The sequence below is a fragment of the Hydrogenophaga laconesensis genome (genome assembly GCF_031457235.1).
Lineage (GTDB): Bacteria > Pseudomonadota > Gammaproteobacteria > Burkholderiales > Burkholderiaceae_C > Hydrogenophaga > Hydrogenophaga laconesensis.
In genome coordinates, this window is record NZ_JAVDWE010000002.1 from 278,806 (window position 1) to 301,343 (window position 22,538).

20 protein-coding genes are annotated in these 22,538 nt (G+C 66.2%); 12 read left to right on the forward strand and 8 right to left on the reverse strand.

Annotation, left to right across the window (positions count from 1 at the left end; translation table 11 throughout):
* Positions 1-82: 82 nt before the first annotated feature.
* Entirely contained in the window at positions 83-580 is a 498-nt protein-coding gene (ssb, locus tag J2X09_RS05695; protein WP_204732725.1) for a single-stranded DNA-binding protein, read from the forward strand.
* An 86-nt stretch (positions 581-666) separates the two neighbouring features.
* On the opposite strand, the gene J2X09_RS05700 is transcribed toward ssb, so the two are convergent.
* Positions 667-1,518 carry a hypothetical protein gene (locus tag J2X09_RS05700; protein WP_204732724.1) on the reverse strand — a complete coding sequence of 284 codons (852 nt, stop codon included), beginning with the start codon at positions 1,516-1,518 and terminating at the stop codon, positions 667-669.
* Positions 1,519-1,939: 421 nt separating this feature from the next.
* Here J2X09_RS05700 and J2X09_RS05705 point away from each other — a divergent pair, with 421 nt between their 5' ends.
* On the forward strand, positions 1,940-2,527 hold the full coding sequence (locus tag J2X09_RS05705; protein ID WP_374726484.1) for a ProQ/FINO family protein: 588 nt from the start codon (positions 1,940-1,942) through the stop codon (positions 2,525-2,527).
* Between the two features lie 42 nt (positions 2,528-2,569).
* Here J2X09_RS05705 and J2X09_RS05710 read toward each other — a convergent pair whose 3' ends face one another.
* Genes J2X09_RS05710 through J2X09_RS05720 form a run of 3 tightly spaced genes read right to left on the reverse strand, consistent with a single transcriptional unit; the run spans position 2,570 to position 5,745 of the window.
* On the reverse strand, positions 2,570-3,865 hold the full coding sequence (locus J2X09_RS05710; RefSeq protein WP_204732722.1) for an FIST signal transduction protein: 1,296 nt from the start codon (positions 3,863-3,865) through the stop codon (positions 2,570-2,572).
* Between the two features lie 40 nt (positions 3,866-3,905).
* A complete protein-coding gene (locus J2X09_RS05715; protein ID WP_310307704.1) occupies positions 3,906-4,871 on the reverse strand; it encodes a PhaM family polyhydroxyalkanoate granule multifunctional regulatory protein in 966 nt (321 codons plus the stop codon).
* Between the two features lie 34 nt (positions 4,872-4,905).
* Positions 4,906-5,745 carry an enoyl-CoA hydratase/isomerase family protein gene (locus J2X09_RS05720; RefSeq protein WP_204732721.1) on the reverse strand — a complete coding sequence of 280 codons (840 nt, stop codon included), beginning with the start codon at positions 5,743-5,745 and terminating at the stop codon, positions 4,906-4,908.
* A gap of 68 nt (positions 5,746-5,813) precedes the next feature.
* Between J2X09_RS05720 and J2X09_RS05725 the strand changes: the two genes are divergently transcribed.
* Positions 5,814-6,254, forward strand: coding sequence for a VOC family protein (locus J2X09_RS05725; protein WP_204732720.1), 441 nt, complete (start codon positions 5,814-5,816; stop codon positions 6,252-6,254).
* Between the two features lie 21 nt (positions 6,255-6,275).
* Here the strand turns inward: J2X09_RS05725 and J2X09_RS05730 are convergent, their stop codons facing one another.
* The gene (locus J2X09_RS05730; protein WP_204732719.1) at positions 6,276-7,286 is read right to left on the reverse strand and encodes a fumarylacetoacetate hydrolase family protein; all 1,011 of its coding nucleotides are present in this window, start codon (positions 7,284-7,286) and stop codon (positions 6,276-6,278) included.
* A gap of 221 nt (positions 7,287-7,507) precedes the next feature.
* Between J2X09_RS05730 and J2X09_RS05735 the strand changes: the two genes are divergently transcribed.
* The 4 genes from J2X09_RS05735 (at position 7,508) to J2X09_RS05750 (ending at position 10,950) form a co-directional block, all read left to right on the forward strand.
* Positions 7,508-8,383, forward strand: coding sequence for an IclR family transcriptional regulator (locus tag J2X09_RS05735; protein WP_204732978.1), 876 nt, complete (start codon positions 7,508-7,510; stop codon positions 8,381-8,383).
* On the forward strand, positions 8,380-9,561 hold the full coding sequence (locus tag J2X09_RS05740) for a DUF3108 domain-containing protein (protein WP_204732718.1): 1,182 nt from the start codon (positions 8,380-8,382) through the stop codon (positions 9,559-9,561). The genes J2X09_RS05735 and J2X09_RS05740 overlap by 4 nt, the downstream gene beginning before the upstream one ends.
* A gap of 149 nt (positions 9,562-9,710) precedes the next feature.
* Positions 9,711-9,995, forward strand: coding sequence for a BTH_I0359 family protein (locus tag J2X09_RS05745; RefSeq protein ID WP_204732717.1), 285 nt, complete (start codon positions 9,711-9,713; stop codon positions 9,993-9,995).
* Positions 9,996-10,143: 148 nt separating this feature from the next.
* A complete protein-coding gene (locus J2X09_RS05750; protein ID WP_204732716.1) occupies positions 10,144-10,950 on the forward strand; it encodes a ChaN family lipoprotein in 807 nt (268 codons plus the stop codon).
* A 15-nt stretch (positions 10,951-10,965) separates the two neighbouring features.
* Here the strand turns inward: J2X09_RS05750 and aptA are convergent, their stop codons facing one another.
* Positions 10,966-12,306, reverse strand: a complete 1,341-nt coding sequence (aptA, locus tag J2X09_RS05755; RefSeq protein ID WP_204732715.1) for an omega-aminotransferase AptA — start codon at positions 12,304-12,306, stop codon at positions 10,966-10,968.
* A 124-nt stretch (positions 12,307-12,430) separates the two neighbouring features.
* Between aptA and purU the strand changes: the two genes are divergently transcribed.
* Together purU and J2X09_RS05765 are read left to right on the forward strand one after the other, a co-directional pair.
* The gene (gene purU / locus J2X09_RS05760) at positions 12,431-13,279 is read left to right on the forward strand and encodes a formyltetrahydrofolate deformylase (protein ID WP_204732714.1); all 849 of its coding nucleotides are present in this window, start codon (positions 12,431-12,433) and stop codon (positions 13,277-13,279) included.
* A complete protein-coding gene (locus J2X09_RS05765) occupies positions 13,276-14,145 on the forward strand; it encodes a LysR substrate-binding domain-containing protein (protein ID WP_204732713.1) in 870 nt (289 codons plus the stop codon). Before purU ends, J2X09_RS05765 begins: the two co-directional genes overlap by 4 nt.
* Positions 14,146-14,151: 6 nt before the next feature.
* On the opposite strand, the gene J2X09_RS05770 is transcribed toward J2X09_RS05765, so the two are convergent.
* Positions 14,152-14,574: an Hsp20/alpha crystallin family protein gene (locus J2X09_RS05770; protein ID WP_204732712.1), complete on the reverse strand. Its 423-nt coding sequence runs from the start codon at positions 14,572-14,574 to the stop codon at positions 14,152-14,154.
* A 208-nt stretch (positions 14,575-14,782) separates the two neighbouring features.
* Between J2X09_RS05770 and J2X09_RS05775 the strand changes: the two genes are divergently transcribed.
* From J2X09_RS05775 to J2X09_RS05785, 3 genes are read left to right on the forward strand one after another with little or no spacing between them, the layout of a single operon-like run.
* On the forward strand, positions 14,783-16,285 hold the full coding sequence (locus J2X09_RS05775) for an FAD-linked oxidase C-terminal domain-containing protein (RefSeq protein ID WP_204732711.1): 1,503 nt from the start codon (positions 14,783-14,785) through the stop codon (positions 16,283-16,285).
* Between the two features lie 51 nt (positions 16,286-16,336).
* Positions 16,337-20,203, forward strand: a complete 3,867-nt coding sequence (locus J2X09_RS05780; protein ID WP_204732710.1) for a PAS domain-containing sensor histidine kinase — start codon at positions 16,337-16,339, stop codon at positions 20,201-20,203.
* Entirely contained in the window at positions 20,200-20,685 is a 486-nt protein-coding gene (locus J2X09_RS05785; RefSeq protein WP_204732709.1) for a response regulator, read from the forward strand. Before J2X09_RS05780 ends, J2X09_RS05785 begins: the two co-directional genes overlap by 4 nt.
* Before the next feature lie 22 nt (positions 20,686-20,707).
* Here J2X09_RS05785 and J2X09_RS05790 read toward each other — a convergent pair whose 3' ends face one another.
* Positions 20,708-22,525, reverse strand: coding sequence for a carboxyl transferase domain-containing protein (locus J2X09_RS05790; RefSeq protein ID WP_310307816.1), 1,818 nt, complete (start codon positions 22,523-22,525; stop codon positions 20,708-20,710).
* Positions 22,526-22,538 lie beyond the last annotated feature (13 nt).

Below are 22,538 nucleotides of genomic sequence, written 5' to 3' on the forward strand. Positions count from 1 at the left end.
TTCCCCGCAGTTGCGGCACAATGGCAGGCTGCGTACCGGCAGCGCCCGGGCACGCCCTCTCCCGTTTCAGGACATCACCACCATGGCATCCGTCAACAAAGTCATCCTCGTCGGCAATTGCGGCCGCGACCCCGAAATCCGCTACCTGCCATCTGGTCAGGCCGTGGCCAACGTCAGCGTGGCCACCTCCAGCCGCCGCAAGGACAGGAACAGTGGCGAGATGATCGAAGACACCCAGTGGCACCGCGTGACCTTCTACGACCGCCTCGCAGAGATCGCCGGCGAGTACGTGAAGAAGGGTCGTCCGATCTATGTCGAAGGCCGGCTCAAGTACGGCAAGTACACCGACCAGTCGGGCGTGGAAAAGAACACCGTGGACATCATCGCCACCGAACTGCAACTGCTCGGTGGCCGTGAGGGCATGGGTGGCGGTGACGAAAGCGGTGCCAGCGGCGGTGGCTACTCGCGGCCTGCCGCAGCGCCCCGCGCCTCGGCACCGGCACCCCGTCCACAGCCTCCGGCGGCACCGGCGCGCCAGTCCAGCGGCTTCGACGACATGGACGACGACATTCCGTTCTGATTCGAGCGCCCTCCCTGTAAAAAAAGCCTGCGCCCCATCGGGGTCGCAGGCTTTTTTCTTTCCGGCATGCCCGGCCGCGCAGCGCCTCAGACCAGACCCAGGTGCTGAGGCAGGCGCAGGGCGACGGCATGCAGGGCATGCCGTTTCATGCAAAGGTGCGCCACCCGCGAGGCCAGGCTGTTGGCCAGCCAATGCTCGTTCACCACCGCATCCGCGAACGCCAGGGCACCCCGCCGCTCCTTGCGAAACCGGGTCTCGGCGATCCGGCGTGCGTCCACGGCATGCGTCCAGCGGGAGCGGGCGAGCGCCCCATCCAGCGCGGCCACCTTGTGGGCCTCGCGCGCCTGGGCGAAGCGGTCGGCCGCACCGAGCCGCTCCGCCAGGCGCTCGAGCAGCTCGAGGTCGTCTTGCCCCAACGGCGTGCAACCGTCGGCATTGCCATCCAGTTGCGCCGGCAGCAGGTGGGTGACACGGGTGAAATGCCGACTTGCCATGTCCCACATCGCCGTCGCCATTTCCACCGATCGGCCAAGATCCGCCCGCATGACCACCAGCCAGCGCGGCTCGGCCGGGGCGCACAGGCCCGTGTACGCCCGGGCTTTCAGCAGGTGGGCCATATCGTCCAGGGTCTGTTGGGCACCCATCGCGCCGAGCAGGCGCTGGCGGGCCGTGTCCACTTCGTGGCAGGCCGTCAGCACACCGAGGAGCCTTTCATTGAGCGATGGTGCATCGGGCTGCAACCCCGAAACCACACCTGCCTCCCGCACGTACACGTACTGCAACACATCCTGGAACGACAGCCGCGCCAGCGAGTTCACCGTGAGGCCGGACTGCCCAACGGGCGAGCGCACTTCGCTTCGCGTCCGAAGGGTTTCCTTTTTTCCGAACCAGCCATGCCAGGCGTCGGTGGCGCCGCTGCCATCCAATGTTTTCAACATGCGAAGTCTTTCCAGATTCTCAAATTGCACGAGAACGACGAAGCTGTCTTTGCGCGGGGCGTCGATCACCCCCGGGGGGACCTTGTCGTCGGGTTTGGGCGCAGCGGGATGCCGGTCAGGCCATCAGGCAGCGCACCCGAAGATATATAACACCTTTGTGTTAATTAAAACCACTTACCCATCATGCGACTTTGTTGTTGAAGCCACAGGTCCGACGAGAAGCGGCGAGGCCTACCGGCGATGACCACCGATCCCGGCGCTGGCATGATGTGCAGCTTTGCATCGCCACCGAGGCTCGCCTCCTTCTCCCATGAACGCAGTCACCACCACACCCGGCGCCAACGCACAACCGGCCCGCCCTCGCCGCCCGGCACGCCAAGCCACTCCGCGAGCCGGGTCGCGGCCGCCGCGTCAGCATCCTGTGCTTGACCAACTGGCGGAGTTGGCACCGAATCTTTTCGGTGACGTGCTCAGGCCGCTCAAGCGCGGCATCTTCCAGGATCTGCTCGATGCCCATCCCGGGGTGCTTGAAGCGGAGAGCCTCAAGGCGGCACTGGCCTTGCACACCCGCTCCTCGCGCTACCTCACGGTGGTGGCATCCGGCATACCTCGCCACGACCTTGGCGGACAGCCCGTGGAGGCCCTGGCCCCTGAACATGTGCACCACGCGCTGATCGAAGTGTTCCGCCGGCGCCAGGGCCGCACCCCCGAGGACCTGGTACCCAAACTGCGCCAACGCATCGTGCAGGCATTCGAGGCTTCGGGCCTGGGGCGCGAGGCGTATGCCACATTGGTGATGGGCCGCGACGACAAGGTCAACGCCATCACCGCCGACGCCCTCGCCGAGGCCGCCAGCCGCGCAGCCCGGGATGAGGCGCTGCTGCGCGCTTTCGAAAACAGCGGGCAGACCGTGGAGGCCTTCGCCGACATGTACGGCATGCCGCTGCATGAAGCCCGCCGCACGCTGGACCGTGCACGCCTTCGCACGCGACAGTCGCCTGCGGCCTGACCCCGCCGAGGCACCCCAACCGAGAGGCCCGGCGCGATCCTGTCAGGGCAGGGTGAACACCGTGAGCACGCCGGTGTAGCCGTAGAGACGGTGGTGGGCAATCTCGCCACCCGCGAAGAACCCCACCAGGGGCACATCGCCCAGTGCACGCCGAACCGCCTGCAACTCGGCACTGGGACTTCCGAAATGCGGACCACCCCGCCCCGAACAGCTCACGTAGAGAGCCCCCGCGATGCGCCGTGCCGGCTTCGACCCGACTTCCATATCGGCGGCGAGAAAATTGCCCAGGGGGACGCTCGACTCTTCGGGCTCGAGTTCTTCGCGAACCTCGGCGCACACCCGCACCAGATCCGCCTGCGCGGCGTGCGCGTTGCGCTCACAGAACGCCAGACGCGTGCCCACCGGAACCGCGTCGGCCACGGCAATGCCGCGGCGCGCAGGATCGAGCCCGATCAGGTGGCGCACCAGCACCTCCACACCGAACTGCCCCCGCACACGCGGCGCGTGAGCGCGTGCAGCCTGCTCGGGCTGGGGCGATGACAACCCCACCAGCGTGGCGCGCAGGCGCGGCATGGCCTGCTCCGGTTGATCCAGGGAGATGAGGCGCTCGCGCAGCAACACGTCCAGCGCGGGCTCACCGTCGAGCATGAGCACGAGGTTGCCCTCGGACGCAGTGACCGTGCGTTCGCGGTCCACGGGCTGCGCGCCTTGCGTGACGCGCGAGACCATTCCCACATCCTCTGAAAAAGCAACGCCGCTCAGGCCCCCATGGAACACGCCGCTGGCCGCACCATGCCCTTCGAGATTGCCCGCACTGCTGCGCGAGAACTGCACGCTCTGGTGCCGGCTGGCAGCAAGGCCACCGAACACATAGCCGCTGCGCGTGCGCTCGGCCATCTCGGCGATGAGGTCGGACAACTCTGGTGTACCGCCATCGGCATGCACCAGCGCCGTGTGCGCCTCGAACCGATCAGCGACGCGCGCACGGCCACTGGCCATCAGGGGCGCCACGCCATTGAACACCCGGTACTGGCCGGGATTGAGGTCGCACAGCATCACGCACATCGCCGGCTCGTCGAAGTACTCCACGTTGTTGGCGGACACGCCCACGCCCACGGTACCGGCCCAGTCAACCACCTCGGACGACAGCTCGGCACTCAGGAACTTGAAGATCTCCTCGGCTTCGCCCGCGTAGTGGTCGGTGATGTAGAGCAGACCGAGGCAGGGGGACTTGGCGTACTCGGGCAGTGCCATCTGTGCACGCAGCTGGGCGAGAACCAGAGCGGCGGCCATGCGCCACTGTGGGTGGGTGGCGTGGGCATAGGGAAACATCTTCATGGTCGGCGGGGCATGGTCCGCACGAAGCGCCTGGGGCGTGTCATCGTCGGCTGGAGGTCTTGCGGGGCGGGGCTTTGCGGGCGGCGGGTTTCTTGCCCACGGTTTTTCTGGTCACCGGCTGGGGCACGGCGGGTGCCAGGCCTGGGAAAAAGGCATTGGGCAGGGTCCAGTCGCCCGCGGCAAGAGGCTGTGTGGACGAGACTTTCTTTGCGGCAACGGCGCGCGGCTTGGCAGCAGGGGCGCGTTTTGGGGCGACCTTGCCGTCGCCCGGCCGTCCGCCCACGGCCCTCGCCGCCGCACGCCCCACGCCGCGGGCGGCCTTGCCAGCCATACCGGTGGCGGTCTTCAAAGCCTGGTCGGTCAGACCCGTCGCGACCTGCCTCGTGGTGTCGAGCGCGGTCTGCCTGGCCACGTCCTTCATCGCGTTGCTCGCAATCTGCTGGAACTGCTGTGACAACGCCCCCCACCATTGCATCGGATCCACCACGCCGCCACTGGCCGCAGGCTCGGCTGCCTTGGCCGCAGCGGATTTCCGGCGTGGCTTCGAGGGGCGTGCCACGGGTGGGGTGGCTTCGGCGGCACCATAGGTGCGGGGCGGAATTTCGAGGCCTGCGAACTGCGAAGGTGCCGGAGCTGCCGATCCCGTGAAGCCAGCCAGCTTGTCCGCGGCCTTGATCTTCAGGGCGTTGGCCACATCGCCCATGCTGAAGTTCATGGTCTTGAGCGTGGACAGTGTCATCTTCTGCACCTCCAGCGCCTGGATGGTGGCGCCCAGTGCCTTGGCATTCTGGTCCAGCCAGAAGTGCACCGCCTTGAGTTCCTCGATGCGCTTCTCCAGGTCTTCCACATTGAAGGTCGGGGCGACCCAGTTGCCGAGGTTGGGCAACTGCGGAATGTTCTGGCTGATGCCCTGCGCCACGCCACCGGCCGCCTGCCCTGCGAGGTTCTGCAGGAATTCGAAGCCGGGCACGAATTTTCCGAAACCGCTGCTGGGGGCGTCGCTCATGGAGATCTCCTGTCGTGCCGTCATCGGGGCTGTGTCAGCCATCCACACCGTAGCGGGGCGGGCGGCGCTCACGCAAGGATGCCACACCTTCGCGCACGTCGGGACCACCGAAGCCCATGAATTCGAGTGCGAGCGAGGTGTCGAATGCAGGGCCGGCCTGGCGCAGCCAGTTGTTGAGCGAATACTTGGTCCAGCGGATCGCGGTCTGGCTGCCCGCAGCCAGGCGGTCCGCCACTTCATAGGCTTTGTCGAGCAAGGCGGCATCGTCCACCGCGAGCGACACCAGCCCGATGCGCTCGGCCTCCTCGCCACTGATGGGGTCGCACAGCATCAGGTAGTACTTGGCCTTGGCCATCCCGCACAGCAAGGGCCAGACGATGGCCGCGTGGTCGCCCGCGGCCACGCCCAGGCGGGTGTGGCCGTCGACGATCTTCGCGCTCTTCGCGGCGATGGAAATGTCGGCCAGCAAACCGGCCACCAACCCTGCACCCACGGCCGGACCGTGCATGGCACTGACGATGGGCTTGTCGCAGTTGATGACGTTGTAGACGAGGTCACGCGCCTCTTTCCACACGCGCGTGCGCACCTCGAAGTCGGTGGCCATGTCCTGCACCAGCGCGAGATCGCCTCCGCCGGAGAAGCCCATGCCGCTGCCGCGCAGCACCGCGCAACGCACGCTGTCGTCGCGTCCCACGTCGCGCCAGATCTCGCAGAGTTCCCAATGGCCCTCATGGCCCGCCGTCGGCAGCTTGCCATTGCCGCCCGGGCCGTCGGCGCGCATCTGGATATCGAGCACCGAAGGCGTGCCGTCCACGGAGGGGCCACGGCGGGTGATGTTCAGGGTCTGGTAGCGGCTGTAGTCCACGGGCGTCATGCATGTCTCCGGCTGGTTGGTCTGCGGTCATTGTGCTCGACCGCCCGCAGGCGTCTATGCTTGAGGGCATGAACGCACCCACGGCACCGTTACAGACCCGCAGCCTGTTCCATTTCTCGCTCAACGTCACCGACCTGGACGCCGCACGGCGCTTCTATGGCGGCGTGCTGGGCTGCGCCGAAGGCCGCAGCACCGACACCTGGGTGGACTTCGACTTCTTCAGCCACCAGCTCTCGCTGCACCTCGGTGAACCGTTGAAGACCGCGCGCACCGGCCGCGTGGGGGATACGCTGGTGCCGATGCCGCATTTCGGACTGGTGCTGATGCGGCCGGAATGGCAGTCCCTCGCGGACCGGCTCACCCAGGCCGGGGTGGACTTCGTGCTGCCGCCACAGCTGCGTTTCAAAGGCCAGCCGGGCGAGCAGTGGACGATGTTCTTCTGCGACCCCTTCGGCAACCCGATCGAGGTCAAGGGTTTCGACACCCTGGAGCAGCTCTACGCGAGCTGACTCCCTGCCGCCTGGGGCGGCTTACTTCGCCAGCGGAACGATCTTCTGGTCGATCGCGCCGAAGACCGACTGGCCGTCCTTGCCCTTCATCTCGATGCGGATGGTGTCGCCGAACTTCATGTAGGCGGTCGAAGGCTGGCCGTCCAGAATCGTTTCGATGGCGCGCTTCTCGGCGATGCAACTGTAGCCCTTGGGCCAGTCCTTGCGCCCGTCCATTTCCACGCCCTTGTTGCTGACGGTGCCGCTGCCCACGATGGAGCCGGCACGCACATTGCGCGTCTTGGTGATGTGGGCAACGAGCTGGCCGAAGTGGAAGGTCATTTCCGAGCCCGCCTCGCACATGCCGACCTTGCGGCCGTTCCAGGTGGATTGCATCGTGAGGTGGACACGGCCGCCCTGCCAGGCATCGCCGAGCTCGTCGGGCGTGACCGCCACCGGGCTGAAGGCCGTGGCCGGCTTGCTCTGGAAGAAACCAAATCCCTTGGCCAATTCGGCCGGGATCAGGTTGCGCAGCGAAACATCGTTGGCCAGCATCAGCAGGCGGACACCGTCCAGCGCCTGCTCGGGCGTGGCGCTCATCGGCACATCGCCGGTGATGACGGCGATCTCGGCCTCGAAGTCGATGCCGAAGTCTTCGCTGGCCACGACCACATCCTCGCACGGGCCGATGAAATCGTCGCTGCCGCCCTGGTACATCAGCGGGTCTTCGTAAAAGCTGTGCGGCACCTCGCTGCTGCGCGCGGCGCGCACCAGTTCGACATGGTTGATGTAGGCCGAACCGTCGGCCCATTGATAGGCGCGCGGCAACGGTGCCATGCACTGCGCCGGATCGAACGGAAACGCGTGCCGCGCCTTGCCCTGGTTGAGGGTGACGTAGAGGTCCTGCAACTGTGGGCTGATGAAGTTCCAGTCATCCAGCGCCTGCTGGAGCTTGTGCGCGATGCCGGTCGCATAATGTGCCGTGCTCAGGTCGCGGGACACCACCACCAGTTGTCCGTCGCGCGAGCCGTCTTTGTAAGTGGCGAGTTTCATGCAAGTCTCCTGCTGCCGTGTTGCGAAAAAGGGGCTGATGGTCCCCGGGTGCGAACCGCTGGACCTTTCCTGACGAGGCACCAACGTTACGAATAGTGAAATCGATTCACCTATCCGTAAAATGAAGCATTCTAGACGAAAGCCGTTCCCGTCGCACCCTGGGGTCGCAGCGCGGAACCCGGAACCCGTCTGGCCGTCCAACCTTCGTGACCCTCATCCACATGCCTGTCGCCAAACGCCTCGCCATCGACGCTGACACCTCCGACGAAGCAGAACCCTTGCGCGCGGGCATCCAGTCGGTGGAAGTCGGCTTCGAGCTGCTCGACGCCCTGTCACAGGCCCAGGGCGCCCTGATGCTGCGCGACCTGGCGGCCGCGGCCAACATGAGTGCGGCCAAGGCACACCGCTACCTCGTGAGCTTTCAGCGCATGGGACTGGTGGTTCAGGACCCCGTGAGCACGCGTTACGACCTCGGCCCGGCCGCCCTGCGCATCGGACTGGCCACCCTGGCCCGCATTGACGCGGTGAAACTGGCCCGCGAGCGCATCGACGCGCTGTTGTCCGAAACCGGCCACACGCTGGCGATCGCCGTCTGGGGCAACCAGGGGCCGACGATGGTGCACTGGACCGAGGCCCCGCAGACCGTGCCCGTCACCCTGCGCCTGGGCGACGTCATGCCGCTGCTGACCTCCGCCACAGGTCGTTGTTTCGCCGCATTCATGGGCAGCGAGGGCCGGGACGCCCAACGCATTGCACCCATGGTGCGCGATGAGCTCGCTCGCCTGAAGAAGCTGCCACGCAACGGAGACCTGTCTCTGGTGGACGTGCCACAGTCAATGCAAGAAGTGCAGGCCATGCTGGACGACACTCGGCAGCGCGGCCTCGCGCGCGTGGTGCACAGCCTGTTGCCGGGCGTGGGTGGTTTCTGCGCGCCGGTATTCGATGCCCAGGGCCGCCTGGCCCTTGGCCTCGTCGTGTTGGGATCGGTGGCGACCCTGGACACCGACTGGCAAGGCGCCCCGGCCTCCGCCCTCCTTCGCTGCGCCCGTCAACTCAGCGCCGATCTGGGGCACGGCCCCACACAACCACGCCCGTGATCCGACCACACCCCGCCCCCTCAGCCTCACCCCGCTGGTCCGTGCTGGCCCTGCTGGTGGCGGTGGTGCTCGGCGCCCACCTCGTTCTTCTGGCAGGGGGCTTCACACTGAACCTGCCCCAAGCCGCAAGCGCAGCGAGCACGGCGGCCATGAACCCCTCGGACACGCCGCCCGCCCAGACGCCTGCCGAACAGACTTCCGCGAAGGCGCCGGCGGTCCACGTGTCCACCGTGCGCTGGATCGTCCCCGAGCCACCGACGCCGCAGGCAAAGGCCCCCATCCCGCCACCGGCCAAGCCAAAGCCCTCCACACCGAAAGCCCAGCCGGCTCCTCCATCCGTTGTCACCGCACCGCCAGCGGAGCCCCCAGCCCATGCCATGGCCGACGCGCCACAAGAGGCCACCAGCGTGCCGGACGAGATGGTGGCGCAGGTCGAGCACACCGTGGCGACCGCGCCTCCCGCCGAACCTGTGGCCGTCGCGCAGGCGCCGGAACCCGAACCGCCTGCCTCGGCGACCCAGGCCGCAGCCAAGGCGTTGCCGCCCGCCGAGCCCCCCGCCAGCACGCGCCTGCACTACGACGTGACCGGCAACATCAAGGGCATCGGCTACAAAGCCCAAGGCACGCTGGACTGGACAGTGGCGGATGCGCGCTACGAAGCCCGCATGGAAATGCGCGTGATGCTGCTGGGCAGCCGGTCGCAGACCAGCACCGGCCGCATCGGCCCGGGCGGGTTGATGCCCGAGCGCTTCGCCGACAAGAGCCGCAGCGAGAAGGCGGCCCATTTCGACGCCGCGCAACAACGTATCCTCTTCAGCAGCAACGCACCGGAAGTGCCGCTTCAACCCGGCGCACAGGACCGCCTCAGCCTGTTCCTACAACTGGCCAGCCTGCTGCAGGCACGCCCGCAGGACTACACGACCGGACAGACCGTGGAAATGCAGGTGGCGGGCACGGGCGATGCACCCGTCTGGCGATTCGAGGTCGGCGAGGAGTCCACGATCTCACTGCCTGCGGGGCAATTCAAGGTGCGCCATCTCGTGCGACATCCCCGCAAGGAGTTCGACAGCACCGTCGAGATGTGGCTCGCACCCAGCCTGCACCACCTGCCCGTGCGCCTGCGCGTGACGCAGTCGAATGGCGATGTGGCCGATCAGCAGCTCAGTCAGATGCCTTAGTGGAAAGGGAGATGTGTGCCAAAAAAGACACGCATCTTGAAGTCCCGGGGAACGTCTCCACGTAAAGCTGCATCTGACCTGTAAATCAACCGCTATTTGCCGATATAAGGTTGACAGGAACACCGGCTTCTTTTCCAAGGACCTCCGTCATGCACATGCTTTACGATTCGGACGCCTTCGCTGTGGTCCATATCCTGGCCAACGCACCCGCCGAGGGTGAGACCCCCGAGGCCAATGGCCCGCAGATCCCCCGTCACGGTTTCGAGATCGTGGACAAGCGCTCGGGCAAGGAGGTGTACCTCGACGGCTCCTGGGCCGAAATGTTCCAGCTCCAGATCACCGCCTGGCAACAAACCACCCCGTCGCAAGAGGAAGTGGAAGACACGCTGGAAGGCTACGCCACGCTGGCACAGATGCCCGTCGTCATGCACTGAAGCCGCCTCACGGTTGCGCCGCAGGCCGTCCACGGCGAGGACTGTCCGTTGGTGCCCGTTCGGATTGAAAAAGGCCGCTGCGACCCAGCGGCCTTTTTCATGCCGGTTCATCTGGCGGTCTCTGGCACGGTGCGCTTAGTATTCCCCCATGACCTTGAGACTTTCCGCTGTCCTGGCCCTGGTCGCCCTGCTGGCAGCGTGTGCACACCGCCCTCCCGCCACCGTACCGGCCCTGCTGGACCGCGTGCTGCCCACCCCGGTGCTGATGCTGGGCGAACAACACGATGCCGCCGAGCACCAGGCTCTGCAACGCGATGTGGTGGAGGCGCTGGCCCGGCGCGACCAGCTTGCCGCACTCGTCATGGAAATGATCGAACAGGGGCGCAGCACCCAGGGCCTGCCCAGCGACGCCAATGAACAGCGTGTGCGAGAGGCACTGGCCTGGACCGACCAGGGTGGCTGGCCCTGGTCCATCTACGGCCCGGTGGTGATGGCGGCCGTGCGAAGCGGCGTTCCCGTGATCGGTGGCAACCTGCCGCGTGCGCAGATGAGAAACGCCATGGGCGACGCGGTGCTGGACGACTCGGTGAGCAGCAGCGTGCTGCAACGCCAGCGCGACGCCATCCGTGAGAGCCACTGCAACCTCCTCCCCGAGAGCCAGATCGCGCCGATGACGCGCATTCAGCTGGCACGCGACAAGACCCTGGCGCAAACCGCTGTCCAGGCGGTCATTCCCGGCAAGACCGTCGTGCTCGTGGCGGGCAACGGTCATGTGAAGCGCGACCTTGGCGTGCCGCTACACTTGCCTGCCGGCGTCGACCACAAGGTCGTGATGGCTCAGGCGGGCTCGGCGGCTGAAGCGGCCGCACCGACCGCTGATGCGGTGTGGACCACCCCGGCACTCGCGCCCCGCGACCACTGCGCCGAGCTGAAACAGCAGATGCAGAAGCGCTGACGCGCCCCGGGCGGATCAGGCCAGGCGCTTGATCGCGTCGGCCAGCGTGCCGACCATGGTCTCGATCTGGGCGCGGTCAACGATGTAGGGCGGCGCGAAGACGAGGTTATCGCCCGCGTTGCGCACCAGGACGCCCCGGTGGTAGCAGTCCATGAACGCGTCGAAGGCGCGCTTGCCGGGCAGGCCCGGCATGGGCGCCAGCTCCACTGCCGCCGCCAGGCCGAAGCTGCGCACACCGATCACATTCGGCAGGCCCTTGAGTGCGGCGTGCATGGCATCGCCCAGCACCGGTCCCATTTCGCCGGCGCGCGCAAACAGGTTTTCCTCGCGGAACAGGTCCAGTGTGGCGATCGCTGCCGCGCAGGCCACCGGGTGGCCGGAATAGGTGTAACCATGGAAGAACTCGATGGCATGGTCGGGAGCGCTGCCGTGTGCGCCCATCATGGCGTCGTAGATGCGATCGGTACACACGACGCCGCCGAGCGGGATCACGCCGTTGGTCACGGCCTTCGCGAAGTTCAGCATGTCGGGCTGCACGCCGTAGTAGTCGGACGCGAACGCCGTGCCCAGACGGCCGAAGCCGGTGATCACCTCGTCAAAAATGAGCAGGATGCCGTGCCTGTCGCAGATCTCGCGCAGCCGCTTCAGGTAGCCCTGCGGCGGCACGTACCAGCCCGCGCTACCGGCGACAGGCTCGACCACCACGGCGGCCACGTTGCTGGGATCGTGCAACGGCAGGATGCGGTTCTCCAGTTCCAGCAGCAGGTCCTCGTCCCACACCGGCTCAACGTTGTGGATGAAGGCGTGCTTCACCGGGTCGTGGATGAAACGAAGGTGGTCCACGCGCGGCAGCAGGCTGGCACCGTACACCTTGCGATTGGCGGGAATGCCACCCACGCTCATGCCGCCAAAGCCGACACCGTGGTAGCCGCGTTCGCGGCCGATGAAGATGTTGCGATGGCCTTCGCCGCGCGCGCGGTGGTATGCAAGCGCCACTTTCATCGAGGTGTCGGCGGCCTCGCTGCCCGAATTGCAGAACAGCACCTTGTTGAGGTCGCCGGGCGCCATGGCCGCGATCATCTCGGCGGCGCGGAAAGCCTTGTCGTTGCTGACGCTGAAGGCCGTGCTGTAGTCCAGCGTGTCCAGCTGCTGCTTGATCGCCTCGTTGATCGGCTTGCGGTTGTGCCCGGCACCCACGCACCAGAGGCTGGAGATACCGTCAATGACCTGTCGCCCGTCGTGCGTGGTGAAGTACATGCCCTCGGCCGCCACGAAAACCCGGGGGTCCTTCTGAAAGCTGCGGTTGGGCGTGAAGGGCAACCACTGGTTGTCCATGCGTAGATCGTTGTAGGCCATGCGGGCGTCTCCTGCGGCGAGGGAAGGTGAAACCGGGATTCTGTCACCACAACCCCTTTCCAGTGGCTCCATTGCCCCACAGCCGGCCAGGCCCACCGCGCGTTGCTGCGACAATCCCGGGGCCATGAACCACACTTATGTTCTGACCCTGTCCTGCCCGGACCGCCCGGGCATCGTGCATGCCGTTTCCGGTTTCCTCCTGGAGCAGGGGGGCAACATCGAAGAAGCCGCGCAATACAACGACCACGACACCGGCCTGTTCTTCATGCGGGTGCAGTTCGCCTGCGACCGGCTGGCACAGGACGATCTGCGCCAGCGTCTCCAGCAGTTCGCCGAGCCCTTTGAAATGCGCTGGAGCCTGCATCCCCTGGCCGAACCCATGCGCACCGTGATCTTCGTCAGCAAGGAGGGGCACTGCCTCAACGACCTGATGTTCCGCTGGAAGAGCGGTCTGCTGCCCCTGGACATCCGGGCCATCATCAGCAACCACCGCGACTTCTACCAGCTTGCCGCGAGCTACAACGTGCCGTTCCACCACATCCCGGTGACGGCCTCCAGCAAGCCGCAAGCCGAGGCCCGGCAGCTGGAGATCATCCGGGGCGAAGGCGCCGAACTCGTGGTGCTGGCGCGCTACATGCAGGTGTTGAGCAACGACCTCTGCCGCGAGCTGGCCGGTCGGGCCATCAACATCCACCACAGTTTCCTGCCCAGCTTCAAGGGCGCGAAGCCCTACTACCAGGCGCACGACCGCGGCGTGAAGCTGATCGGTGCCACCGCCCACTACGTCACGGCAGACCTGGACGAAGGGCCCATCATCGAGCAGGACGTGGCGCGGGTCGACCACACCGACACGGTGGAGGACCTCACCGCGCACGGGCGCGACACCGAGAGCCAGGTGCTGGCACGGGCAGTGAAGTGGCACAGCGAACACCGCGTGCTGCTCAACGGACACAAAACCGTGGTCTTCAAATGACCATCCGGATTCCTCCCATCCAGTGCCTGCTGACCTTCGAGGCACTGGCGCGGCTTCGCAGCGTCACGCAAACGGGGGAGGAACTCAACGTCACGCCGAGCGCGGTGAGCCACCGCGTGCGGCAGCTCGAACAAATCCTGGGCACCAAGCTGTTCGGCCGTGCCGACTTTTCCCTCACCACCGAGGGCAGTGAGTACCTGGCCCATGTGCGTGAGGGCCTCGGCATCCTGCAGCGCTTTCCCGGTGGCAGCACGCAACCCGGCAAACGCAAGCTCAAGCTGGCCGTCACGCCGACCTTCGCGCGCTCGATCCTGATGCCGCGCTTGCGCCAGTTCACCGAGGCCTATCCCGAGATCGACCTCACTCTGCAGGTGTCGATCCCGCTGCTGGACGTGGTGGCCGAGGACGCCGACCTCACTGTGCGCTACGGCACCGGCCGCTATGCCGACGTCGAGCACATCTGCCTGCTCAAGGACGAAGTGACGCCATTGGCCTCGCCCGCCTACATCCGTGAGAACGGCCCGTTCGACTCGGTGGAAGACCTGCAGCGAGCGGCCCTGCTGCGCAGCCCGCTGGAGCCCTGGCGCACCTGGTTCGCGGCGCACGAACTGGACTGGCCCGAACCGCACGACGGCTCGTCCTTCAACGACATCGGCCTCATGTGCGACGCCGCTGCGCAAGGCCTGGGAGTGGCGCTGGTGCGTCTGAAGCTGGGCGCACCCTGGATCGAGAATGGCTCGCTGGAGCGCATTTCGGAACGGAACATCCCGTCGCCCCACGCGCACTACCTGTGCTGGCAGGCGGGCGCAATGGAGCGCTGGGAATGTGCGGCGTTCGCCGAGTGGCTCAAGAAGAGCGTGAACTGAGCACGGTCATTCGATCGTCAGGCGCTGCGCGGCACCGGCGGTCTTCTTGGGCAGCGTGAGCTGCAGCACACCGTTTTCGTACTTTGCTTTCGCGGCGCTGTTGTCGACGTCGACCGGCAGCTGGAAGCTGCGCGAGACCGCTCCGTAGTAGCGCTCGCTGCGCAACAGCTTGCCACCTTCGGTCTGGCTGTCCTGCTGCTTGATCTCGGCGCGCAGCGTCACCAGCTTGCCATCGACGTTGACCTGGATATCTTCCCTGGACACGCCGGGCACTTCGGCCTGCAGCGTGTAGGCCTCGGGTGTCTCTTTCACATCGACACGGATCTGCGCCGGCAGACCGTCGCCGTGCAAGGGTTTCACATAAAAGGCGGGAGCGGCGTCGTTGAAGAATTCGTCGAAGAAGCTGCGGGTGGCGAGATGGCGGTTCATGGCAAGACTCCTGAGAAGGTTGAAGGGGGACAGGAAGCGACAGGCATCCTGCGGTGAACACAACTTGATGACGCGTGGCACCGATTTCAAGAGCCCCTTGTCAGCCCCCCGTCGAAGCGTTCACAGGCCCGTGCAAGATTCTTCAATTCCGGCAGGAAGCTTTGGCCTAGACTGACGCGATCCTTGAATCGACCCCCGCAGGCCCTAGATGAACGCGCCCACCTCCCCCACCGAGAACACCTCCGTCCAGCGCGCACAACGGCAGGCCGAGGTGGTGCAGGCGCTGCAGGGCGTGGTGCCCGCGCATGCGCTGCTCTGGCAGGCCGAGGACACTGTGCCCTACGAATGCGATGGCCTGACCGCCTACCGCGAGCGCCCGCTGGTGGTGGTGCTGCCTGAAACCGAAGCGCAGGTCTCGGGCGTGCTCAAGGCCTGCCATGCGCTGGGCGTGCCGGTCGTCGCGCGCGGCGCTGGCACCGGCCTGTCGGGCGGCGCGATGCCGCACGCGCTGGGCGTCACGCTCTCACTGGCCAAATTCAACCGCATCGTCAAGATCGACCCGCGCTCGCGCACGGCCGTCGTTCAGGCCGGTGTGCGCAACCTGGCCATCTCCGAAGCCGCTGCGCCGCACGGCCTGTACTACGCACCCGACCCCAGCAGCCAGATCGCCTGCACCATCGGGGGCAACGTGGCCGAGAACTCGGGGGGCGTGCACTGCCTCAAGTACGGCCTGACGCTGCACAACGTGCTGGCGGTGCGCGGCTTCACCGCCGAAGGCGAGCCCGTGACCTTCGGCGGCGGCGCGCTCGATGCACCCGGCCTGGACCTGCTCCCGCTGGTGACGGGCAGCGAAGGCATGCTGGCGGTCACCCTCGAGGTGACGGTCAAGCTGGTGCCCAGGCCGCTGCTGGCGCGCTGCATCATGGCCAGCTTCGACGACATCCGCAAGGCGGGCGATGCAGTGGCTTCGGTGATCGCGGCGGGCATCATCCCCGCCGGACTCGAGATGATGGACAAGCCCATGACCGCCGCAGTGGAAGACTTCGTGCAAGCCGGCTATGACCTGAGCGCCGAGGCGATCCTGCTGTGCGAGAGCGACGGCACCCCCGAAGAGGTCGAGGAGGAGATTGGCCGCATGAGCGCGGTGCTGCGCGACTGCGGTGCCACGGCCATCGCAGTGAGCCGTGACGAGGCCGAGCGCCTGCGCTTCTGGAGCGGGCGCAAGAATGCGTTCCCCGCCAGCGGACGCATCAGCCCCGACTACATGTGCATGGACTCCACCATTCCGCGCAAGCGGCTGGCCGACATCCTGCTGGCGATCGCGGAGATGGAGAAGAAGTACCAGCTGCGTTGCGCCAACGTGTTCCACGCGGGCGACGGCAACCTGCATCCGCTGATCCTGTTCGACGCCAACGATGCCGACCAGTTGCACCGCTGCGAACTGTTCGGTGCCGAGATCCTGGAGACCAGCGTGGCCATGGGCGGTACCGTCACGGGCGAACATGGCGTGGGCGTGGAGAAGCTCAACAGCATGTGCGTGCAGTTCTCGGCCGAGGAGAACGCCCAGATGTTCGGCATCAAACGCGCGTTTGATACCAATGGGCTACTCAACCCCGGCAAGGTCGTGCCCACCCTGCAACGTTGTGCTGAATATGGCCGGATGCTGGTGCGCGCCGGCGCTCTCGCACACCCGGAGCTGCCTCGTTTCTAGCTGTCAAATTTCACACTTAAGAATGAGGGCCCTGGGGTACAGTCGTGACGGATGAGCTCCCTTTTCCCATCGGAGGACCAACGCCATGACGCCCGCAGGACCGAACGATCGGCTGCGGAGCGCGAGCGTGCGTTGCTCCTGGAGCTCGAGACCCTTCGCGCCGAAAACGAACACCTTCGTCGCAGCTATGCACAAAGGCTGAGCGAACAGCCCCTCAGCGCCGAAGCGGCCAGCCTGAAGCTCCAGGCCAACCTGCCCCTTTCACTCGAATCGGCCCTGGACGCGGCCACCCGGGATCCCTCGCCCCAAACCGCCCAACTCGAGTACGAGGCACTGTTCTCGGCCCTGGCCAGCGTCTTTCCGATCGGCGTGTTCCGCACCGACCATGCGGGCGTGCTCACCCATGTGGACGAGCAGCTGCAGGCCATCTTCGCGCTGGAAAAGCAGGACTTCCCCAACTTTGGCTGGCTCAGCCGCGTACACCCGGACGACCTCGAGCGCGTGCAGCGGCACTGGGTGCATGCCATCTCGCATGCAGAGCCCATGAGCGTGGAGTTCCGCCTCGTCCGACCGGGCGATGAGGTGGTTCACGTGCTGGTGCGCAACGCCCCCATGCGCGATGCCAGCGGTGCGGTCATCAGCCAGCTGGGCTTCATGCAGGACATCACCCCGATGCGCGCTCTCGAAGCCGACGCGCGCATCAAGGATGAACTCAACCGCCAGATCATCGCCAGCAGCCCCGACTGCACCAAGGTGCTCGACCTGCGAGGCCGCGTCGTGCAGATGACGGCGCAAGGCTGCCGGCTGGTGGAGGTGGACGATTTCGAACAGGTGCGCAACAGCGACTGGACCACCTGGTGGCCCGACGACGGCGCCTTGCTTTCACGCGAGGCACTGGAGAGCGCGCGCCAGGGCAAGAGCGCCCGCTTCGTCGCGTTCGGCCACACGTTCAAGGGCACGCCCAAGTGGTGGGACACCATGGTCACGCCCATCTGCGACGCACAGAACCAGCCGGTGATGCTGCTGGCCGTCTCCCGCGACATCACGGCGCTGCACCAGCAACAGGAAGAGATCCAGCACTTCAACACGGAGCTGGAGGCCCGCGTGCGCCAGCGTACAGACGAACTGGCCGATGCCAAGGAGCGCATCCACCAGGCCCTGCGCGATGCCCAGTCGCTTTACAACCATGCACCCTGCGGCTATCACTCGGTCGATGCCGATGGCGTCTTCGTGCTGATCAACCGCACCGCGCTGGACTGGCTGGGCTACGAGCAACAGGAGGTCATCGGCCGTCTGCGCTTCCACGACATCGTGTTGCCCGAACATGCAAGCCTGGCCAGCGAACGCCTCGCGCGCTTGACGCGCGGCGAAAAGCTCGAGGCCGCGGAGTTCACCATCCGCCGGCGCGACGGCAGCACCTTCCTGGCGCTGCTCAGCAGCACGGCCGTGGTTGATGAGCAAGGCCGGTTCGTCCGCACCAACAACACCCTGCTCGACATCACCGAGCGCAAGGCTGCCGAGACCGAGCTGGCGGCCCAGCGGAACTTCCTGCAGGCCATCACCAACAGCGTACCGGTGCAACTGGCCTTCTTCGACCGTGACCTGATCTGCCGCTTCGCCAACGCCAGCTACGCGCGATGGGTCAGTGGCGACACCGAACAGCTGGTGGGCATGCACCTGAGCGAGATTGCCCGACCGCAAGACTACGAGGCCACGCGCATCCGCCTGGCAGCCGCTCTCTCCGGCGAAATCCAGCGCTTCGAGGGTGAGCGCGTCTTCCCGGATGGTCACAGTTTCTATGCCGGCATCGAGTACACGCCTTACTGGCAGGGCGGCCTCGTGCAGGGAATCATCATCCAGATGGTCGACCTCTCGCAGCGCAAGGCCTCGGAAGACCTTGTCCGCCAGGCCAACGCGCAACTCAATAGTGCGCTGCGGCAGTCGCAAGACCTGTACAACAACGCCCCCTGCGGCTACCACTCGCTCGACATCAACGGCATCTACGTATCGATCAACGACACGGAACTCGGATGGCTGGGCTACAGCCGCGAGGAAGTCGTGGGCAAGATGGCCTTCCGCGACATGATGGCGCCACGGCATGCGGAGCTGCTGCAGAACCGCATGCACAAGATCCTGAAGGACGATGCGCTGGAGGCCGTGGAGTACGAGATGCGCCGCCGCGATGGGAGCACCTTCTTCGCCTTGCTTTCGTCCTCCGCCGTGCGCGACGCGCATGGCCAGTTCCTGCGCAGCAACACGACGGTCGTGGACATCACCCGGCGCAAGGCAGCCGAAGCGGCGCTGCGTGGCAACCAGCGCTTCCTGCAGACCATCACGGACCATGTCCCTGGCCTCATCGCCTACCTGGACGCGGACCTGCACTTCCGCTTCGCGAATGCCGAGCACCTGCGTGTCTACGGCATGGACCCCCAGTACATCATCGGCCGGCACATCGGCGAGTGTGTGCGCCCCGACGTGTGGGCCGACATCGAGCCCCGCATGCGTTCCGCGCTGGCCGGACAGCCCCAACATTTCGAAACGTGGCGACCCACGGTGGACGGCCAGCAGATCTTCGTGAGCGCGAGCTACCTGCCCGACTTCAGCGATGAGGGGATGGTGCAGGGGCTGTTCGTCCAGATCATCGACATCACCGAACGCAAGCGCATCGAGGAACGCGTGGTCCATCTCAACGAGGAACTGGAGCAGCGCATCAGCGAACGTTCGCTGGAGTTGCTGGAGAGCGAGCAGCGCTTTCGCCTCATGGTGGACAACCTGCGCGACTACTGCATCTTCTTCATGGATGCCGACGGCACCATCACCGACTGGACGGACAGCGCCCAGCGCATGGACGGTTACTCTCCGACCCAGATGGTCGGCCGCCACTATGGCGTGCTGTTCGACCCGGTCAACCCGGAGCACGGCAAGGTCAGCGCCATGCAGATGCTGCGCTTGGCTGCCTCGCGAGGACAACACGAGCTGCACAACTGGCACACCCGCAAAGACGGCTCGCAATACTGGTCGCACTCGGTGCTGATCGCCTTGCGCGACGACAGCGGAGAACTCAAGGGTTTCGCCAAGATCAACCGGGACATGACCGACGCCAAGCGGCTCGACGATCTGATGCGCAACATCAACGATGAGCTTGAGAACCGCGTGGTGGAGCGCACCGAGCAGTTGCTCGCGGCCAACAAGGACCTGGAATCGTTCTCCTACTCGGTCTCCCACGACCTGCGCTCTCCGCTGCGCCACATCTCCAGCTTCGTCAGCCTGCTCGAAGAGCACCTGGGCGGCAATTGCGATGAGGTGAGCGCCCGCTACCTCAGCACAATCGGCAATTCGGCCCGTCACATGAGCCAGCTCATCGATGGACTGCTTGCCTTCTCGCGCCTGGGCCGGTCAGCGGTGAACCTGACCGCGGTCGACTTCACCCTCCTGGTGGATGCGGTGGTCAGCCAGCTCGGGCACGACACGGAAGGCCGTGTGGTCGACTGGGTGGTGGCACCCGACCTGCCGGTGGTGCAGGGCGATGCACTCCTTTTGCGCGAGGTCTGGGCAAACCTGTTGGGCAATGCCTACAAATACACCCGCCCGAGGGAGCGCGCGCGCATCGAGGTGGGTTGGAGCATGGACCCAGTTGTCGGCTATACCTTCTTTGTTCGTGACAATGGCGTGGGTTTTGACACAAAATACGCCCAGAAGCTGTTTGGCGTCTTCCAACGCCTGCATCGCGCCTCGGAGTTCGAAGGCACTGGCATTGGCCTTGCATTGACGCGGCGCATCATCGAGCGACACGGTGGCACCATCTGGGCTGAAAGCCAGCTCGGAGAGGGCAGTGTGTTCTATTTTTCGCTACCTTTTGAAGGCGTCCACGGGTTCGAGTCCCCCACCGACTCCATGCCGGCCGCCCTGGAACCATGAGCAGAAACGCCGACGCCATCCTTCTCGTTGAAGACAACCCTGACGACGCCGAGCTGACCAAGCTCGCTCTCGCGCGCCACGGGCTGGATGGACGCGTCACACATGTGTCGGACGGCATGCAGGCACTCGACTACTTGCACCGCCGCAACGGTTTCACCAACCGATCGGGCAGCAACCCGATGCTGGTCCTGCTGGACCTGAAGATGCCGCTGCTCGACGGCATCGGTGTTCTGCGGGAGATCAAGGGATCGGACAACCTGCACCACATCCCGGTGGTGGTGCTGACATCCTCCACCGAACCCAGTGACCTCCTGCGCGCCTACGACGCAGGCACCAACGCCTACATCGCCAAGCCGACCGAGTTTTCGCAGTTCCTCAGCGCCATGAAGCACGTGTGCGAGTTCTGGATCAACATCAATCAGACTGCCCCGCAACTGCCCAGCGCGGGCGTGCGCACCACGGGCTTCGGCGACCTGATGTAAACCGGCGGCGCCCCCCGCCGTTTCACCAGGTATCGATGAAGCGCCCCGGGCGGGGCTCCGAGACCTTCGCGCCCGCCAACCCCTTGAGCAGCCAGTCCCGCGTGTGTGCCGGATCGATCACCGCGTCGATTTCCAGCGTGGTGGCCATCTGCTCCGCCGATCCGTTGGTCACCTGCTGTGCCAGCAGCCGCTCGAACAGGGCATCGCGTTGCGACCCTTCCGGTACCGCCTCCAACTCCTTGCGATACCCCAGGCGAACCGCGCCCTCCAGCCCCATGGCACCGAACTCGGCGGTGGGCCAGGCGACGGTGAAGGCCGGCGCATGGAAGCCCCCTGCCGTCATGCCCATCGCACCCAACCCGTAGCCCTTGCGCAGCACCACGCTGAAGAAGGGGACGCGCAGATCGGCCGCCACCACAAACAGCCGGCTCACGTGACGCACCTGCGCGCGGGCCTCGGTGTCCGGCCCCACCATGAAGCCGGGCGTGTCGACCAGGCTCACGATGGGCAGGCCATGCGCATTGCAAAGCTGCAGGAACCGCGCCGCCTTGTCCGCCGCGTCCGCGTCGATCGCACCCCCCAGGTGCAGGGGATTGTTCGCCATCAACCCCACCGGGCGACCACCGATGCGCGCCAGCGCGGTATGGATGCCGGCGCCAAAACCGGTGCGCAGCGGCAACAGGCTGCTGACGTCGACGAGCGCGTCCATCGCGGCCCGGGTGTCGTACACGCGCAGCCGGTTCTCGGGCACCACCTCACGCAGGGCGAGGACATCGGGGGCAGGAGCATCGTCCACCGGGCCCTGGAAGAACGACAGGTACTGGCGCGCCACAGCCACCGCACCGGCCTCATCCTCCACCAGCACATCGATCACGCCGTTGGCGTGCTGCACCGCGCTGGGCCCGATCTCCTCGGGTTTGAACACACCCAGCCCGCCGCCCTCCACCATGGCCGGTCCGCCCATGCCGATGTTGCTGCCTCGCGTGGCAATCACCACGTCACAGCAGCCCAGCAGCGCCGCGTTGCCGGCGAAGCAACGACCGCTGACGACGCCGACCACCGCCACCTGCCCTGAAAGCCGGGCGAACGCACCGAAAGTGCCCACATGCAGGCCGGCGACGATGGGCATGTCGGTATCGCCAGGCCGGCCACCACCGCCTTCGGCGAACAACACCACAGGCAGCCGCTGCGACAGCGCGATGCCCAGGAGCCGGTCGGTTTTCTGGTGGTTGCGCATGCCCTGCGTGCCAGCGAGCACGGTGGCGTCGTAGGCCAGCACCGCCGCGCGCGATCGCTCGGCACCGTGCTGAGCGGCGTTGATCGAACCAATCCCGGTGACCATGCCGTCGGCGGGTGTATGGGCAATGAGGTCTTCCTCGCTGCGGCGGCTTCGCTGGGCCGCCACCGCGAGCGCGCCGTACTCGATGAAGCTGCCCTCGTCGCACAGGTCGGCGATGTTTTCCCGAGCCGTGCGCAGCCCCAGCGCATGGCGACGGGCCACCGCCTCGGGCCGCGCCCTGTCGAGGGTGCGGCCCAGGCGGGTCTGCAGCCGCTGCAGGTCAGGTCTCACCCCCGCCGCTTGCGGCACGTCGGCGACGCTTGTGTCTCGTGCGCCTGGAGGCGCCGGATCGTGCACGGCTTCGGCTCGCAGCAGAATGTCGCCCGCCTGCACGACCTCCCCCTCGGCAAACAACAGTTCGAGCACGCGTGCGGGTGCGTCCGCCCGCAGTTCGTGCTCCATCTTCATGGCCTCCAGCACGACCAGCACATCACCCTGCCGCACCCGATCACCGGGTGCCACGAGCCATTGGACGATCTGGGCAGCCAGGGGAGAGCGCAGGGAGTTCATGCGC

Coding starts and splice junctions, on each gene's coding strand:
- J2X09_RS05715 (WP_310307704.1), bottom strand. CDS start 4,871: ATGAGCGACGCCCCCAGCAGCGGTTTCGGAAAATTCGTGCCCGGCTTC.
- J2X09_RS05750 (WP_204732716.1), top strand. CDS start 10,144: ATGACCTTGAGACTTTCCGCTGTCCTGGCCCTGGTCGCCCTGCTGGCA.
- J2X09_RS05725 (WP_204732720.1), top strand. CDS start 5,814: ATGAACGCACCCACGGCACCGTTACAGACCCGCAGCCTGTTCCATTTC.
- J2X09_RS05710 (WP_204732722.1), bottom strand. CDS start 3,865: ATGAAGATGTTTCCCTATGCCCACGCCACCCACCCACAGTGGCGCATG.
- J2X09_RS05785 (WP_204732709.1), top strand. CDS start 20,200: ATGAGCAGAAACGCCGACGCCATCCTTCTCGTTGAAGACAACCCTGAC.
- J2X09_RS05730 (WP_204732719.1), bottom strand. CDS start 7,286: ATGAAACTCGCCACTTACAAAGACGGCTCGCGCGACGGACAACTGGTG.
- J2X09_RS05765 (WP_204732713.1), top strand. CDS start 13,276: ATGACCATCCGGATTCCTCCCATCCAGTGCCTGCTGACCTTCGAGGCA.
- purU (WP_204732714.1), top strand. CDS start 12,431: ATGAACCACACTTATGTTCTGACCCTGTCCTGCCCGGACCGCCCGGGC.
- J2X09_RS05780 (WP_204732710.1), top strand. CDS start 16,337: ATGAGCTCCCTTTTCCCATCGGAGGACCAACGCCATGACGCCCGCAGG.
- J2X09_RS05700 (WP_204732724.1), bottom strand. CDS start 1,518: ATGTTGAAAACATTGGATGGCAGCGGCGCCACCGACGCCTGGCATGGC.
- J2X09_RS05720 (WP_204732721.1), bottom strand. CDS start 5,745: ATGACGCCCGTGGACTACAGCCGCTACCAGACCCTGAACATCACCCGC.
- J2X09_RS05770 (WP_204732712.1), bottom strand. CDS start 14,574: ATGAACCGCCATCTCGCCACCCGCAGCTTCTTCGACGAATTCTTCAAC.
- J2X09_RS05735 (WP_204732978.1), top strand. CDS start 7,508: ATGCCTGTCGCCAAACGCCTCGCCATCGACGCTGACACCTCCGACGAA.
- ssb (WP_204732725.1), top strand. CDS start 83: ATGGCATCCGTCAACAAAGTCATCCTCGTCGGCAATTGCGGCCGCGAC.
- J2X09_RS05745 (WP_204732717.1), top strand. CDS start 9,711: ATGCACATGCTTTACGATTCGGACGCCTTCGCTGTGGTCCATATCCTG.
- J2X09_RS05775 (WP_204732711.1), top strand. CDS start 14,783: ATGAACGCGCCCACCTCCCCCACCGAGAACACCTCCGTCCAGCGCGCA.
- aptA (WP_204732715.1), bottom strand. CDS start 12,306: ATGGCCTACAACGATCTACGCATGGACAACCAGTGGTTGCCCTTCACG.